Source organism: Psychrobacter sp. Ps2, from assembly GCF_022129405.1.
GTDB lineage: Bacteria > Pseudomonadota > Gammaproteobacteria > Pseudomonadales > Moraxellaceae > Psychrobacter.
On sequence record NZ_JADQAM010000039.1, the window covers coordinates 1 to 16,938 of the forward strand.

Annotated in this window: 12 protein-coding genes and 2 pseudogenes; 8 read left to right on the forward strand and 6 right to left on the reverse strand. The window is 37.0% G+C overall.

Features of this window, described 5'->3' with window-relative positions; all coding sequences use genetic code 11:
• The coding region (locus I3254_RS03740) for an integrase core domain-containing protein (RefSeq protein ID WP_238051265.1) at positions 1 to 243 on the forward strand (243 nt) is incomplete at its 5' end.
• Between the two features lie 413 nt (positions 244 to 656).
• Here I3254_RS03740 and I3254_RS03745 read toward each other — a convergent pair.
• The 6 genes and pseudogenes from I3254_RS03745 to I3254_RS03770 form a co-directional block, all read right to left on the reverse strand.
• Positions 657 to 1,841 (reverse strand): hypothetical protein, encoded by a 1,185-nt coding sequence (locus tag I3254_RS03745; RefSeq protein ID WP_238051267.1) that lies wholly within the window; start codon positions 1,839 to 1,841, stop codon positions 657 to 659.
• Positions 1,842 to 1,861: 20 nt separating this feature from the next.
• On the reverse strand, positions 1,862 to 2,878 hold the full coding sequence (locus I3254_RS03750) for a nucleoid-associated protein (RefSeq protein ID WP_238051269.1): 1,017 nt from the start codon (positions 2,876 to 2,878) through the stop codon (positions 1,862 to 1,864).
• A 204-nt stretch (positions 2,879 to 3,082) separates the two neighbouring features.
• Positions 3,083 to 3,538 carry a transposase gene (locus I3254_RS03755; protein WP_238051271.1) on the reverse strand — a complete coding sequence of 152 codons (456 nt, stop codon included), beginning with the start codon at positions 3,536 to 3,538 and terminating at the stop codon, positions 3,083 to 3,085.
• A gap of 1,274 nt (positions 3,539 to 4,812) precedes the next feature.
• Positions 4,813 to 5,253 (reverse strand): annotated as a pseudogene (locus I3254_RS03760) (IS630 family transposase); the annotation flags it as partial.
• Positions 5,225 to 5,578, reverse strand: a complete 354-nt coding sequence (locus I3254_RS03765; protein ID WP_045456530.1) for an IS630 transposase-related protein — start codon at positions 5,576 to 5,578, stop codon at positions 5,225 to 5,227. The gene I3254_RS03765 and the pseudogene I3254_RS03760, both read right to left, overlap by 29 nt.
• A 115-nt stretch (positions 5,579 to 5,693) precedes the next feature.
• Complete coding sequence (locus tag I3254_RS03770; RefSeq protein WP_238051273.1) at positions 5,694 to 7,505, reverse strand: DUF927 domain-containing protein; 1,812 nt, start codon at positions 7,503 to 7,505, stop codon at positions 5,694 to 5,696.
• Positions 7,506 to 8,319: 814 nt separating this feature from the next.
• Here I3254_RS03770 and I3254_RS03775 point away from each other — a divergent pair.
• From I3254_RS03775 to brxC, 7 genes and pseudogenes are all read left to right on the forward strand, one after another.
• A complete protein-coding gene (locus I3254_RS03775; protein WP_238051303.1) occupies positions 8,320 to 8,580 on the forward strand; it encodes a transposase in 261 nt (86 codons plus the stop codon).
• 162 nt (positions 8,581 to 8,742) lie between these two features.
• A pseudogene (locus tag I3254_RS03780) lies at positions 8,743 to 8,994 on the forward strand (transposase); the annotation flags it as partial.
• A 434-nt stretch (positions 8,995 to 9,428) separates the two neighbouring features.
• Positions 9,429 to 11,186, forward strand: coding sequence for a DUF262 domain-containing protein (locus I3254_RS03785; protein WP_238051275.1), 1,758 nt, complete (start codon positions 9,429 to 9,431; stop codon positions 11,184 to 11,186).
• A 172-nt stretch (positions 11,187 to 11,358) separates the two neighbouring features.
• Positions 11,359 to 11,874 carry a BrxE family protein gene (locus tag I3254_RS03790; RefSeq protein ID WP_238051278.1) on the forward strand — a complete coding sequence of 172 codons (516 nt, stop codon included), beginning with the start codon at positions 11,359 to 11,361 and terminating at the stop codon, positions 11,872 to 11,874.
• Positions 11,874 to 12,665 carry a BrxA family protein gene (locus I3254_RS03795; RefSeq protein WP_238051280.1) on the forward strand — a complete coding sequence of 264 codons (792 nt, stop codon included), beginning with the start codon at positions 11,874 to 11,876 and terminating at the stop codon, positions 12,663 to 12,665. Before I3254_RS03790 ends, I3254_RS03795 begins: the two co-directional genes overlap by 1 nt.
• Entirely contained in the window at positions 12,646 to 13,227 is a 582-nt protein-coding gene (locus I3254_RS03800; protein WP_238051282.1) for a BREX protein BrxB domain-containing protein, read from the forward strand. The genes I3254_RS03795 and I3254_RS03800 overlap by 20 nt, the downstream gene beginning before the upstream one ends.
• Positions 13,228 to 13,290: 63 nt before the next feature.
• Positions 13,291 to 16,932, forward strand: a complete 3,642-nt coding sequence (brxC, locus tag I3254_RS03805) for a BREX system P-loop protein BrxC (RefSeq protein WP_238051284.1) — start codon at positions 13,291 to 13,293, stop codon at positions 16,930 to 16,932.
• The last annotated feature ends 6 nt before the right edge of the window (positions 16,933 to 16,938 follow it).

Genomic DNA, 16,938 nt, shown 5'->3' on the forward strand with positions numbered 1-16,938 from the left:
GGCACGACTGGTGATTCATACGATAATGCACTGGCTGAAACGGTCAATGGACTCTATAAATCTGAGGTAATTGACTATTTAAAGGAGAACTGGACTGGTATCAATGATGTTGAACTGGCAACCCTTGAATGGGTGGATTGGTTTAATAAAATACGACTGCATAGCACGATTGGTTATGTGTCACCCTTTGAGTTTGAAAAGCGGTATTATGATAATTTAATCCTGTCAGGCATGGCTGCCTGACTCAAGTAAATCACTCTCCGATATAGTCGGGGCGGTTCAACAATTTAGTAGCGATGTATGAGAATGGGGTAGTTGTAGATCGAGATTTCTCTGAAGCTATAGAATGGTATAAGAAATCTGCTGTTTAAGGTAGCGCCACTGCTCAAAATATCTTAAAAAATATACAATGTCAGTCAGAAACCTCAATAGCATTAGCTGTTTTTTGGATGTAACTAAGGTTTTTTTCTTTATAAATGTAGTAATGTTTGAAAAATATATATATAGACCAGTAAGTTCATTACTGTCTCATCAATAAATACTGAGAGTACATTTTAAATAATAAGAAACCCGCTATCATGTGCGTGATAGCGGGTCTTTATGTTTAGGTAATAGACTTAGAAAGCAAATTAGATTGGAAAGCTAAGTTAAATAGCTCAAAAAGAAGTATCAAAAATTTTGAAAGCACTATACGCTATAACTATACAAATAATGCCCCTCATAATCCAATAAAGGTGAGTTTGCTTATCAATCAATAGTAAAATCTTCTTCTTTTCTATATTCCACTTTTCGCCTAAGCTTTTAGGTAGCATACCTTCTTTACCAAAATTATTCACTTCAGACTCGAGATGATCAAGCACAGCTTTTTGAGTAGATAATGCAAAATAGCAAATGGTCGCATATACTAGTAAAGCTAAATAGATAACTATTTCACTGCTTTTGCCTTGACCTTTTAGTATCACTGGAGCTGCTGCCGCAATAGGTAATGCAAGTATTTGTGAGAGTACCTTAGAGATACTGTCATTGACTCGGCCAATGAATTTCTCACTATTTTCCTCAAGCTTTTGAACAAACTTTTCATACTTAAAATCTTCGAGGTAATTATCGAACTGACCTTTAGCAGAGGTATAAAGGCGCTCAACATTTTCGATTACTTCACATATTCCAAGTGGTTCAGAGCCTGCCTGTATATCAAACAATACTGATGACAAAATGGACTTTCTCTCATTTGAATGTCTATTGACATCACTAACATCTAACCAGTTGCAAAAATCTTCTATGACTTTCAGCTTCTTTCCTGTATTTTGAGAAAAATCTTCCAAAATTTTCTCAAAATCAACTAGATCATTACTTACATCATAATGAAGCTCAAACGTTTGTTTTCCGACAAAAATAATTTTTCTATTAGCACTATCAAGATATGCTGACATATTTGCTAAACAGGATAGTAGTTTCTGTATAGAGTTATAAGCCTTGATAATATCAGGGGTAGTATGATCCTGAGAAAAGTAGTTAATATCTTCAATATAATATGGAGTTTTACTAATATTATTAGATGAGAGAACTCGAGGAAAATCACCTTTGATAAAGTCTTTAAATTCTTTAAAGGTTCTACCTAAATTAGGGTCTGGTTGCTTTATATCTAACTGGACAGTTGTTCCAACTACAAGAGATTTAACATCAACATCGACATGAGTATTGTCATAATTTTGATCAGATGTGATTTCTGTAATCAATGCAATATCATCATCACTATCGATACGATAGTTTACCGTTGGAGCGTGGCAAGAGCCTTCCGCTTTACGGTAAACATCAATTAGCTTTGAAAACAATTCTTGCATTTTTTACCTTTCCTACTGTCTTAGTTCTCACCACCAAATGGTTGAAGTAGTTCTGGTGGAGCATTAGTAATAGTAATGCTTCCGTTCTCAATATCGACTTCTATGTCGCCATCATTGTATGCTTCTACGTCAAAAGATAAACTCCAGTGCTTAGTCTTGTGACTATAAACTTTCAAAGATCTCAATGATCGCTTATTTGGTATAAAACCATCTGATATCTCAAAGTTATTTTCTCTACCACTTCTTTCAAAACTATCTATCAAATCTTGCGGTTCGTCTGCCCAAATCACATTCGCAAAAGTTTGAAGTATAAAAAAATCCTCATTCTCTGAAAGCTGCCTCAAGTAAGTATCTGCTCTATTTCGTAGTTGAGTCTGTTCTTCTAAATTAAGCCCTTCTTCTTCAGCAAACTTGCCTATGTATTCAATTAAGGCTTTAGTCTCTTTCTTAGCTAACAACACATCATTACAACCAAGAAACCTTTTAAAGTAGCCTGCGATTTCACCTTGTCCCTTCAAAAAGCTAATATAACGGCAATCTTCCAAGGACTCTGGATCTTGCCAATCAGTTATGTTAATTCGTCCAGCAAACCTCAAGTTCTCAAAGTTAAGAAATTCATCTTGGGTCAGATCCCAGTCTTTAGCTAACAATCCAATTTTTTCGCTTAAAATAGCGACAAGAAAATACTCTTTTTCATTATCGTTATAATGTATAAATATAACCTTTCCACCTTTAGCAAAAACCTGAGACTCACTTTCAGTTTTCAAAACATTCATAAAGCGTTCAGTGATTTGATAAAAATCGTCTACTTCATCGATATAATCTGTAAGAATGGCAGATGCTGGGTAGCTATCAGTATCCTCTTCAAAAACTCCGTAACCTTTACCAGCTTTACTAGAGTACCGCTCCATTAACTGTTTTAATAACTCATTAGTTGAGTCGGCGACAGGTAACTCATCTGGGTTTAATTCGATGGTTACATTGTCTGTAGTTCCTTGATTCTTCAATAGAGCATGATATGTTATATGGTTTATCATAATTTACCTGTGTATTTTACCTTACTGATGCAAATACTTTTGAATTAATAAGTAGTAGCACGACACTATTTGTCGCATATATAACCTGCAATGATAAATATCTATATAGTTATGAGGACATCATAACGTAATACTTAAGATTAAAAAGAAATCTTAGCGAACTAAATTTTTTAATAAAATTAAACGTAACTTTACGGTATATAGTTAAGTCTTTATAAAATCGATACAGCCCATATTATGAAATAGTTCAGGTAGATCATTCTCCATCCAACCTTGGCGTAGGAATTTAGCCTGAGCCCATTTTTTCTCGATAGGGTTAAGATCAGGGCTGTACAGTGGTAGCCATAGAATACGATGGCCATGCCTATTCAGTAATTTTTGAATACGTTTATTCTTATGAAAACGGGCATTATCCATCACGATCACGCATTTTATTTTAAGACTTGGAATAAGAGTGAACTTGCACCATTCATAAAATATATTGCCGTTGATATTCTGCTGAAAATAATCAAGCGCAAACAGAATTTTTTCATAGAGAGCGCCAATGACATTAGTACGTTTTTTTGCTTGCCAGTTGTAGCGATCAATACAAGGTTTACCAATCGGTGCATAGCCGTAAGGACGAATAGTTTCAGCCTCAAACCCCAGTATTAACCACATCACCTAAGAAAATTAAACTTAATGACTAAGCTCTATATGCTATGTAAATAGTAGCATATAGAGCTTTTTTGACCTATCAAGGCAAAGTTGATTTATTAGATATATAGATATTATTAATATTTCTAACACCATAATATTGAAGGGTCTATCATCTAATAAGTTATAGTTTAAATTGGTATTGACTCTATTCTAGCTGATTGATGTATCCGACATTAACCTTAATTTCACGACTTCATCTATATGTACTGGTCAATTAAATTTAGATAGCCTATAAAAGGTTTTAAAGAAGCGCTAAATGGTAGGTCATGAGCGGGAATTAGCAAAGTACTTCTTTACTCGAGTGCAAGATAGCATGATATGGTTCTAGTAGCTTGCAGTTTCAGCACATGCTCTTTTTCATATCATCAAACTCTGCTAATGCTTTATCAAATGCACTAATTACAAATTATATTCTATGGATGCCATCACATGTTCTAAGTCCTTAATCATAGTGCTTATAATTATGCTTCTTCAGTTTTCGACTAATTATTCCTATCAGATTTATAACTTTAAAGGTTGAGTAACGAGCTAGCCTGTTAGTCTGCTTATTGATTTGAAATATTGAATACCGCACTGGTGTTAACGATATTGAATTAGCCACGCTTGAATGGGGGAGTGGTTCAATAAAAAGCGTAAGCATAGAGCGATTGGCTATGTATCGCCATTTGAGTTTAAAAAGTAGCATTATGAGAATTTAATCTCTGCAGGAAAAGTCGTCTGACTCCAATAAAAAAACTTTCAATATTGTCGTGACGGTTCAATCTCTATAAATAATGGGAACTCTCAATGTAAAATATTGAAATATTAACTATCAGCGGGAACTATACACGTCAGAGGAATGAGATAACATTTCCCATAAACCCCTATAAATAAAGGTCTGTCACGGTATCTGAATAGTTTTTAGATGTAAATTTTTTCTAGAGTTCCCCAAGTTCCCAGTGTTTTTAGGTATAGACGCCGAATTAGTGCTGAGTATATAAGTAATATTATAGGACAGCACTGAAAATAAGATAGCGTAGTTCTGGTAGTTTACAGAATAGGAAGGATTAAGATAAAGTTAGAATAATTATTGCAGATAGAAAAACTAATTGTCTAAGATATATCTTAGACAATTAGGAGGTGCGTTTAAATGAGTGAATTAAGTGTATTTATAGTCAGTTCACAATAAAATAAATACAGCCCATATCCTGAAATAGCTTAGGCAGATTATTCTCCATCCACCCTTGGCGTAGAAACTTAGCTTGAGCCCATTTCTTTTCAATGGGGTTTAGATCAGGACTGTAGGGTGGCAGCCATAGAATACGATGACCGTGCCTGTTCAGTAGTTTTTGAATACGCTTGCTCTTATGAAAGCGGGCATTATCCATAACGATCACGCATTTAGTCTTGAGACTTGGAATTAGCGTGAACTTGCACCAGTCATAAAATATATGGCTGTTGATATTTTGTTCAAAGTAATCAAGCGCAAACAGCATCTTTTTATACAAAGCACCGATGACATTAGTGCGCTTTTTTGCTTGCCAGTTGAAGCTGTCGATACAGGGTTTGCCTATCGGTGAGTATCCGTAAGGTCTTATAGTTTCAGCCTCAAAGCCGCTTTCATCCATATACACAATGGGATAGCCTTGCTGTGTAAAGCTATCAAGCTTACTCTGATACGACGCTCTTTTTATCAGGCAGGCTTTTGGATGCTCTAAGGTCTTTTTTTTGACTGATACCTAGGCGTTTTAAAGCATTGTGCATGCCGGTCTTACTACAGTTGAATCGCCTAGCTCGCTCATATAAATAGTCATCTGGATGTTGTTCAACGTCTTTTAAGAGTGCTTCATTCGGTATTTTAGTCGGTGGTTTATTCCGGGTTTGTTTGATACTTGAATCTTTGAGCCAGCGCTGTAATGCGGTTTTGCTAATATTATAAAAAGTACAAGCCTGACGGATACTCATGTCTTTGTTTTTGACACTTTTAATCACTTGTGCTCGAAAATCTGCTGAATAGGTCATTTGTTATTCTGCCATTTCGCTTGTTTTAAAACGATTGTATCTTATTTAAAAAGAACTGACTATATACTGTGTAATGCTCAATAGCACTGCATCCAGTATATTAACTAAAAAAATATTAAAAATCATAGCGCATGATTTCACCTTTTACAGCATAAGCGCGACCATAATCAATACTTTTATTGTTTAGTTTCAGAGAACTGCGACCATCTTTATCAAAACGAAGTAGATCGTGTCTTCTAAGAATATCTAAGACCTGATTTTTACTATAGGGCAGGCATATCTCTTCGAATGTATTGATGCCAAAGAGATAGAGATCATCATCCTGCTTATAATAGCCAGATTTTTTACTTATTTTTTGAGTGCGGCTGCCCACAGTCTGGAAACGACTGCCTGCAAACTTTTCTAGATAACCAGCTATATGACCAATTATTTGGCGATCTTCTTGTTTACCATCATGCCCATAATTCTCGAGCCAATTCTCGAAGCATATTTTCCCTGCAGCTATAGCTTCTCCATCTTGCCAGCCTGTAATTCTGGCTCTGGTAGCTAGCTCTCCAGCAGCAGCCGCAACTGCAATTTTCTTGCCAACTCTATATGACTGGGATTCACTATGATCATAATCACTCATAAATTCTTCAATCAACAAGCATGCTTCCATAATTACTAGATTTTTATATCGAGTAATATAATTCAGCCAGCTCGTTCCAGCAGTGCCATGATATTGACTTGTTAATGTTGTCAACATATCTGCCTGCTTTTCAGCTGTACTGGCTAAAACCAGACTATCGAAAATACCCAATTCTTTTCCTGCATCCGCATCAATGTGGCATAAACGGACTTCCATACCAGCGTTACATTTCTTCTTAGATTGACTCATTATAGCTTTTAGTGTTTCCTCACCACTCGATAACACCATGGTCTGCCAAGTATTAACCATTCTATTACTGCCATCAGCTGTACTTCTGTTTTTACCCCTACCATTTGAAAACATATAAATCATATCATCTAAGTCTTCGTTTTTAGCCTGGCTGATTTCATCCACGATTAAACAACCATCGTTATATGTGGTTGCCAAAACCTCAGCAGCATTTTTAGTGGTATTCCAATTTTTAACATAATTTTTATCACCCCAAATGCTAGCTGCTACATCTAAGCAGACCGACTTTCCAATACTAGATTTCCCTACTAAATGAAATCCGCCTCCCTCAATGGATAAAAGTTTCAATAACGAACCAGAAAATGCGCAACTAATAGCAAAGTTTAGCCGACTTTGAGCACCTAATGGAGAACATACGTTTTCTCGCCACTCGTCGAGAGTGCCTTTTTCGCTATACCCATGATCTAAAGGTTTTTCTGGCTGATAAGTAATAGCCTCATTTGTTTCTCCATAAATCCTGTTAGGCATAACAAAGACATTACCATACCACCCAACTCTATTGGTAGAAATAAATAAGTTTTCAGTTGGATGGTTATTTAGATAGAAATCTAGAGCATTTTTTAAATGTTTCTCTGTAGAAATGACCAACCCTCTGCGAGTTAGCTCTCTTTGATACTTGCGACTGTCACCCTGGATTAATTCTAGCGGTGCTGACCAGGCATGCAAAGTTTTTGATTTGTCAAACCATTCGAGAACTATACACCAGTTTGTATGATGAGTATCTCGACTACGACCTACGACTCTAATAGGTGAACAAATCTTTTCTTTTAAAGATGACGAAGTGTTCTTATTCTCAGTAATATAGTACAGACCCTCGCTATTTTGCACGATATGGCCTCTATCATATTTCATAGGTAGCGTACTCGAAGTATCTTCTGATACAATAGTAGTCGATGATTTACTAAGGTCGTCAATCAGTAAGACTTGTTCAGCCTGTCCACTCTGCAAAGTGGGCAGGTTGTTTTTTTTCTTGATATTTTTAATATCCATGAAAAATTCCTTATTGAGGGTTTAATGGGTAAGTCCTCAGGATTTACCCCGGTTTATTGCTACTGCTTTTTCAGTCGATCAATTCTTGTAGTATGTAAATGAAAGAATTGTTTACCGTCATTAATTAATGACTAGATCTAGTGATGAGCTTATGCAAGAGGCCTACTAGACGTACACTTTTTCTCACATCTATCCAGATATTCATCTAAATGTCTGCGTCGATATATCACGTGCCCGCCGATTTTGCTGTATGTAATGGCGTCAGTTTTGTGACAGCGCATATGCTGTAAGGTGTTGACCGACTTACGCAGATAAGCCGCCGCATATTCAGGTGAAAATGGAGTGGCGGGAGAGGCATTTGCTACAGTTTCTCTCATAAACTCTAGTTCATCACTCGTGTATTCAGACCATCTTTTTTTCTTCAAAATCATAGTTTCATCTCCAAATTTATTAATATGGTTTGACGATACAATGATCAGGACTGCATGCCTATAAGTAGCAAATAAAAAAAATCATCATAAAACCTCAATATAGGCAAAAATTAGCTTTTTTCCTTATACTCATGCTTGGAATTAAATTATTTTAGATATAAATAGGAAAAAAATAGAGATTTCGAGAGCGTTTTGTTGTATGGGTTTTCTAAAAACGGTGTAACTGCTTAGAATCCAATACCCAAAGAATACGCAATCATTAATCAAACTGACACTAAAAAACTCGTTGAGAAATAGCTAGTAGCGTGAACAGCTTTGAGTGCATCAAAGACTTTCAAAATTAGCTCATGCAATCACTTATCGATACTGCTCTTGAAACTGAGATGGAATACCATCTTGGCTACCCCAAGCATGAGAAAGCATACAAGCATAATAAGCGCAATGGGCACACTAAAAAGACAATCATCAGTTATAGCGGCGTGCTTGAAATATCTACCCTAAGAGACCGTAAATGCAGCTTTGATCCTGCACTTGGCAGTAAGCATCGAACCCACATTTCAGGTACTGATGATAAAATAATAACCCACTACAGGCTTAGCCTTACGTCTTGTGCTTCGAGCAAGTGTCTCTCAGACACTTGCTAATACTCGCCCATATACAAAAGGCTATTTATATGGTTCCAGGTGTCGCTTTTGACGGTAAAAAAGAGCTGCTTGGTATGTAGTTATCATAGAATGAAGGCGATAAATATCCATATATAGTCAAGTCTTGGCGCAATAAATGAGAAGGCTTAAAGGTGAAAGGTGTTCTTTGGTTATCCCAAAGAAATTAGAAAGATCATTTATACCACCAATGTTATTGACTCTTTAAACAGTGTTATTCGTACGGTAGTGAATAAGCGTAAGGTATTCCCGTTTGATCAGGCAGCATTTAAGGTAGTCTATCTAGCAATCCAGCAGGCGTCCAAAAAATGGGTGATGCCCATCCGTAGATGGACGGCTGTTCTTAATCGCTTTATGATTGTGTTTGATGCCCGTATCAGCAAGCATTTAATCTAAACGGCAGTTATGCAGAATATGAGATATTCGTCATACTGACAAGTATGCCTGCCTCAGTTTCTTTTGATATCGCTATTATTTGGCCTTAGCTCATGCGTTTGCTCATCGTAAATATTATTGCAGTTATGCAGTTATGCAGTTATGCAGTTATGCAGTTATGCAGTTATGCAGTTATGCAGTTATGCAGTTATGCAGTTATGGTTTATAAAGGTAAGCTGGATTATTTTGACAAATCATTACATTTGTTACCTTTCGAGTTTGGAAAACGGTATCATGACTACCTTGGTTTATAAGGCACCCTTACCTGACTTAAATAAGTTAATGGCCTGTATTGTTGAGGGTGGGATTAACTAAATAGGTGATCGCAAAATGGTTAGCAGGAAAGTTTAGAAGATAATGATAAAAACTTAAATTATATTAAAGAGATTCTTATAATGGCGTACCAAACCCCTATCACCATCAAGTCAGCTATTGATAATATTAAAAAGCGCAACTATGTGCTTCCCTCTATTCAGCGTGAATTTGTTTGGGATACTGACCAAATCGAAACTTTATTCGATTCACTAATGCGAGATTATCCAATCAGCACCTTTCTATTCTGGAAAGTGAATAAAAACAAAATAGAAGATTTTCAGTTTTATGAGTTTCTAAAAAACTACCATGAAAAAGATTGCCGTCATAATCGTAAAGCAGAGTTGAGTTGTGATGAGGATATCATTGCGTTACTAGATGGTCAGCAAAGAATGACCTCGATGTATGTTGCGCTTACTGGAACGTATGCAAAGAAAATACCTTATTATCGTTGGGATAGTGCACATGCTTTTCCTGCTAAAAAACTCTATTTGAATTTATTGAAACCGTCAGAAGAACTCGAGGTCGAATACGACTTTAAATTCTTAACAGAAAATGAAGCTCAACCTAGAGATGGTTATTTTTGGTTCGAATGCGGGAAAATATTAGAAATTACTGACATGGGTAAATCATCCATGTTTTTAATGAAAAATAAATTGATGGATACCTCTATCTATAGTGAGGAAGAGTCCGAGTTTGCCATCAATACACTTAATGGTTTTTTCAATGTAATCCACCAAAAAGGTACGATTAGCTACTATCTAGAAGAAAGCGAAGAGCTCGATAAAGTTTTACAAATATTTATTAGAATCAATAGTGGTGGAACCAAGTTAAGTTACTCCGACCTTTTGTTATCCATCGCAACAGCACAGTGGAAAGAAAAGGATGCACGTGAAGTTATTCATGAGTTTGTTGATGAGATAAACATGATTGGAGATGGTTTCATTTTCAACAAAGATATTGTCTTAAAGTCATGCTTAGTATTAGCAGATTTCGATGTTAAATTTAAGGTTGATAATTTTACTAAAGAAAACATGACTGTAATTGAGCGTAATTGGGATGAAACCTCTCAGGCAATACGCTCTGCAATTCAGCTAGTATCTAAGCTTGGTTATAGTCGAGATAATTTAACGGCAACCAACACCATTATTCCGATTGCCTACTTTATTTATAAAAATAAATTTTCAGACAGTATCGTCCATTCTAGCCAGCGTGAAGACGATAGAAAGGCAATTAAAGAATGGTTAGCAAGGGTGCTATTAAAGGGTGTATTTGGTGGTCAACCTGACAGTATTTACCCAAAAATGCGTGATTTGATCAATGAAAACTTAGGTAGGTTTCCGTTACAAGAAACGATTGCACATTATAGAGGAAGCCGTAAGTCTATTAGTTTTAGTGAGGATGATATCGAAAGCTTGCTAGACCTACAGTACGGTAAAGCTAAAACCTATTGCGCTCTTACTCTTTTATACCCAGGCTTAAACTACAACTTTAAATATCATCAAGACCATATTCATCCAGCATCTTTTTTTAATAAAAGATACTTGCGAAAAATGGGGTTGAGTGAAGAGGATGTTGAAGCTTATATTACTGCATGCAATGGCTTACCGAATCTACAATTACTGCAATCGACACAAAACATCCAAAAAAGTGACAAGTCTTTAGTTGATTGGTTGTCGCTCACTTATACGTCTCTTTCTGATAAAGAGAGCTTTTTAAGGCAGAATTATATTGGTACTAGTGACTCTCTGAGCTTTGATGATTTCCTTGATTTTGTAGTTGCTAGACGCACAGCTTTAAAAAATCAGTTTATGAATATGCTTAATGTTAGCTCTGTTTAAATGTTATCACTTGATAAGCTTACTCAGAGACTCAGAGACTCAGTTAAAGTGAATCTTTGAGTTCAATATCTTAAAACACATTACGTCTAGACCTAATAAGTTAGGGCTATAAATAAAACCTAAATGTGAACATTTTAGGAATTAATAAGTGGAAATTAGGAAGTAATAGTCCATGAATCTAAACGAGTTAATAGCAAAGACTAGAGTATTGATAGGATACTTAGGCGAAAGCAATCAGTTCAATTGGTGGAATAGTAGTTTCTATACACCAGCTAGTATGGCTTATCTATCTCCGATATACCCAAGAACAGTATTTTTGGCCCAATACAATGGGGTTTGTAAAGCATCTAGAAAAGCACATGATGAGCACATTGGAGTGGGAAAGACCTACCATCTATATAGACTGCCTGATGCTATAGAGCGCAATGTCTTTAAATGTATTCAAGATCAAAATTTAGAAAGTTATTTAAAAGACATTATACAAAGCTCTGAGAGCGCTATTGATGCACTAAGTGAGTTAGTAAATAAAGAACTTCTGAATAAAAGTAAAGATCGAAATGAAGGGCCGACTAACATAGGTGTCTATAACGATGAAGAATTAGAAAACTCTTTATTAAAGATGATTGTTCATTATATAGATGCGTTCGAAAACAATTATAAATGTTTTCCTTATTTAAGGGAGTCGTAATGAGCTCTGAGAGTGATAAAAAGTACTATACAACTCAGCTTGGAGCTGGATTAGGACTGATTGAAGAAACAAAGATATTGCTTAACTTATATCAGCCAGGAATGACAGTCGCTGAGCTTTATGAAATTGCCTTAAGTTCGGGTTACTTCCCTTCTGTAACTGCACGGCGATTACGGAATATTATCGCAGAGTGTTTTTCTCCACGTTATATGAAGACGAATAGTGCTGCCCATTTAAAGTTACTCAGTAATACTATGTCCTCACAAAGTATCAACCAAGTTCTTCTTATTCATACTGCTCTTGCAAATCAAGTTTTAGAGGATTTTATTATAGAAGTATATTGGCAGCGCTATATAGGAGGTTATGATGAGATATCTGTTAGCGAAGCTAGAGAGTTTGTTACGAATGCAGTAAATGAAGGAAAGACGCAAAAACCATGGGCAGAATCAGTTATAAAGCGAGTATCCTCCTATGTGGTTGGGTGCTGTGCTGACTACGGGCTTTTATCTTCTGGTAGAGCTTCAAAACGAGCTATATTACCAGTAAGGATCCAGGGTGATGTCTCGTTATATTTGGCCTACTGGTTGCATCTATCTGGTTTAGGAGATAACGCTGTTATTAATCATTCAGCATGGAAGTTATTTGGTCTGGAACCGATGGATGTACGCGAAGAGTTGAAAAAAATGGCAAAAAATAATTGGTTAATTGTCCAGTCTGCTGGTGAGGTAACTCGTATAAGTTGGCAGTTCAGTACTATGGAGGAGGTAATAAATGTCATCTCTAACAAATGACTTTAAAGGCCTAATGGAAAAAGTTGAAGCAGGTAGAGAGTTTGGGCACGCCAGCTTTGAACCCATCTATTACTTGATTTTTGCTCCTAGCCAAATTTTAGATGTGAAGCGTGAGCTACCAGCGTGGATAGCGACTTTAAAAAATAAGGGCTGGGATGTCTCTGTTTTTTCTATGACTCAAGCGATCCAAGAGCTTTTTGATAGTATGCCTCCATTTATTAAGAAGACTTGGACAACTCAAGATGCTAAGTCACCTTTAGACTGGGAAAAGACGAACAAGTCACTTGCTGAGGCTGTTAATAAAAAAGGGGCTTTACAGTCTCAATTAGAAAAAAAGCTAAAAGAGTTAGAAGAAGACTCAAAAGCCATTTTGCTAATAACCGATACAGAAGCACTACATCCCTATATACGCATAGGCTCTATAGAAAGTCAGCTATATGGAAAATTTAAGGTGCCGACCATCATCTTATATCCTGGTACAAGTACGGGAAAGACACAGCTAAAGTTCTTAGGATTTTATCCAGAAGACGGCAACTACCGTTCAGAGCATCATGGTGGCTAACTAAACGAAGCCTAGAAAATCGATTATAAATGATTAATAAACTGTCCATATAAAGAGAAAAAAATGGAAATTAAGACCCTATTTGATAGTAATAAAGACATATATCGTAATATTGAAAAAGTTATCACCTATGGCGTGTCTCAAGAGGACCGTTTGCGAGCTGAGATTTCGGAGTATGTGGTTACAGACAGCATAGAAGACCAGTTCGAAAAACTGCTGAGAAAAATGCAGGATGCTATGGAAGCAGGTGGTCAAAATGAAGTGGGTGTTTGGGTATCGGGATTCTATGGTTCGGGTAAAAGTTCTTTTACCAAATACCTTGGGTTGGCTTTTGATGATAATGTCACTATTGATGGCACACCTTTTATTCAGTACTTAGAGGATCGGCTGCAAAGGGCTACGACAAAGGCATTATTGAATACCGTTGCAAAGCGATTTCCAGCAGCTGTGATGATGCTGGACTTAGCTAGTGAACAGCTGGCAGGTGCAACCATGGAGGAGGTGTCTACTGTTCTTTATTATAAGGTTTTACAGTGGGCGGGGTATTCACGAAACTTAAAAGTCGCTGCCTTTGAAAGAAAGTTGAAAAAAGATAAGCGGCATGAAGAGTTCCAGGATGTATTTAAAGAGTATACCCAAGGGCTAGAGTGGAGTGAATATCGCAATGATGAGTTAATCGTTGATAGTACCATTCCTTCTATTGCGCATCAGATGTATCCGGAGGTTTTTAAAACAGAGAGTAGCTTAAGTACAGAAGATTCAGACTTCATACGTTTTGAGAATGACCGTGTCGAAGAGATGATTGAAATTGCTAGAGAGGCTTCAGGTAAAGAACATATTATTTTTATTGTGGATGAGGTTGGTCAATACGTCGGCTCCAAGCAAGACTTAATTTTAAACTTAGATGGCTTAGCAAAAAACCTGAAAAATATTGGCGATGGCAAGGTCTGGCTAATAGGTACGGCTCAGCAAACGTTAACAGAAGACGATCCAAAAGCATCTTTAAACTCACCAGAGCTATATAAGCTTAAAGATAGGTTTCCAATCCAAATTGACTTAGAAGCCAATGATATTAAAGAAATTTGTTATAGACGCTTATTGAGTAAATCTGCGCAAGGTGAACAAACTTTAGGCGACCTGTTTGATCAACATGGTCAAGCATTACGTAATCATACTAAGCTTGAGAACACTCAAGTATATGGTACAGACTTTGATAAACAAACATTCATTAATTTATATCCATTTTTACCTGCGCACTTTGATATTTTACTACATCTTTTAGGTGCTCTTGCAAAGTCAACAGGCGGATTTGGGCTACGTTCAGCCATTAAAGTGGTTCAGGATATATTAGTAGGCAGCACTAATGAGCATATTGCTATTGCGAATCAACCAATAGGTTGGTTAGCCAGTACTGTCACTATTTATGATGCACTTAGAAAGGACATTGAGAAAGGAGCGCCTTCTCTCTATCAGTCAGTACAAAAAGTAATTATTCAGTACCCTAATTCAAAAATTCACCAAGAAGTCGCAAAAACAGTTTGTGTGCTTCAAGTGTTGGGTAATCTACCTATTACTACTCAAAATATCAGTGGTTTAATGCAGTCTAGTATTGATACCAGTCTTAATGCTGACGAAGTAAAAAAAGCCGTTAATGATTTAATCAGTAACCAATTCATACCTTTTGGTGAAAAAGAAGGGTCGTTTTGCTTTTTCAGCGAAAAACTAAACGACATAGAGCAAGACCGTGCAAACTTTGCTTTAAGGAACTCTGAATTACAACGCATTCAAAATGAGGCTCTAAAAGAAGCCTATAAACCTTTGCCGTCAGCTAAGGTGAAGGATGGGGTGTTAGTAGTATCCACTGGATTAAAATCTGTCAATTCAGATGGTAGAGAAGTTATTATATCCGGGCATGGCAGCAACGCTATACAAACTGTGGTTGAGTTGGTTGATCCTCAGCAATACGAAAATATAAAAGAGCGACTCATCGATGACAGCCGACAAAAACTAAATGAACATAATATTTATCTCATCGGCCGTAAAAAATTAGATATGCAAAACTTAGCAGCTGATGTTTTTAGATGTATGGAAGTTGCTAATAAATATCGTAATGAGCCTGACCAAGAGGTTAAAGAGTATTGTGCGAGTCAAGGAGAGATCGCCAATCGTAAGCGTAATGAATTAGAGCGATTGATTAAAGGTAGTTTACTTCAAGGCTCGTTTATCTTTAGAGGAGAAGTAGTCGCTGTAGATACGTTGAGTCAGGATTTAATTCAAGCAGCGAACAAGCACTTAGGTGGTGTTGCAGAGCAGGTATACAATCGGCATAGTGAGGCAGCACATAGAGCCCAAACTAATCTTGCTGAGAAGTTTTTGGGCGCAAACAGTTTAAGTGGTATCACAAGTGATATTGATCCTTTAGGTCTAGTGAAGCGTGAAAAAGGAACACCTACGATTAATGTCGAGCATAAAGCACTCATTAGTATCAGAGATATCATTAAGCGCCAGGGCAGCATCGAGGGCAGTCGTTTGCTAGATATATTCGCAGATGCCCCTTATGGTTGGTCGCAAGATACCATACGTTATTTGGTTGCAGCAATGCTATTGGCTGGTGAGATAAAGGTTAAATCTGCCGGTCGTGAAATTTTAGTGGCTGGGCAGCATGCTATAGATGCATTAAAAAATAATAATAGTTTTAAGAAAATAGGGATATCACTACGTGATGAGCGCCCAAGCAGGGATGTAATGGCCAAAGCTTCTGATAGGCTAACAGAGTTGAGTGGAAACTCAGTAGTGCCGTTAGAAAACGAAATTAGTAAGGCCGCTACTAAGCTTTTCCCGACGTTACAACATCAATATGCTCCTCTGGCAGGCAAGTTAACTCGTCTCAGTCTTAACGGTGTTGAGAGGCTAGAAGCTTTAGCGAATGATCTCAGAGACATCTTATCTAATGACGGTTCAGATGCGCCAACTCGGCTAGGGGCCGAAGATTCTGAGCTTTATAATAGCTTAAAGTGGGCTGCAGAGCTTGATAGAAGCTTTAAAAATGGTCTAGATGAGACACTGACGTTATTGCAGCTGCATAAAGATGGTCTGAATAACCTTCCTGATAATGGAATCCCGGGACAATTGAAGTCGGATTTAGCAGAGACGCTTGAGAGCTTGGATCAGCGTCTAATGATGCCTGATTTTTATAAGCATAGCCCTGACTTTGCTTCCGCTTTAACAGAGGTAAGAAGTAAGGTTGCGCAGACTGTTGAGCAGATGTTAAATAAACAAAGTGAAACCATAAATTCAGCAAAGCAAGATTTACGTAACGTGCCTGAATGGTCAGTATTGAATCAACAAGAGCAAGATAATGCAGTGAGTGGGCTTGATGGAGTATTCAGACCTGTATCCAAAGATATAGAGGGGTTGAAAGCGTTACTGCGACAAGACCATGACTTTAATTACTTACTGCAAGATATTAAAGCTAACGTAGTCAAAACGGTACGAAAGCGCCAGCAAGAAAAAGTAGTCGAAGAGCAAAAGATAGACTACCAAGAAGGTAGGACTGTATTGACTCGAAAGATAACTCTCAAGCCAGCTATTACTAGCATGACAGAGTTAAATCAGCTAATTAATGAGTTAAAGCGCTTGCAAGGTGAGCTACAACAGGCTCATGAGTTTGAATTAAATTTGTCTTTTGATGATACTAATGAGTAGGAGAAG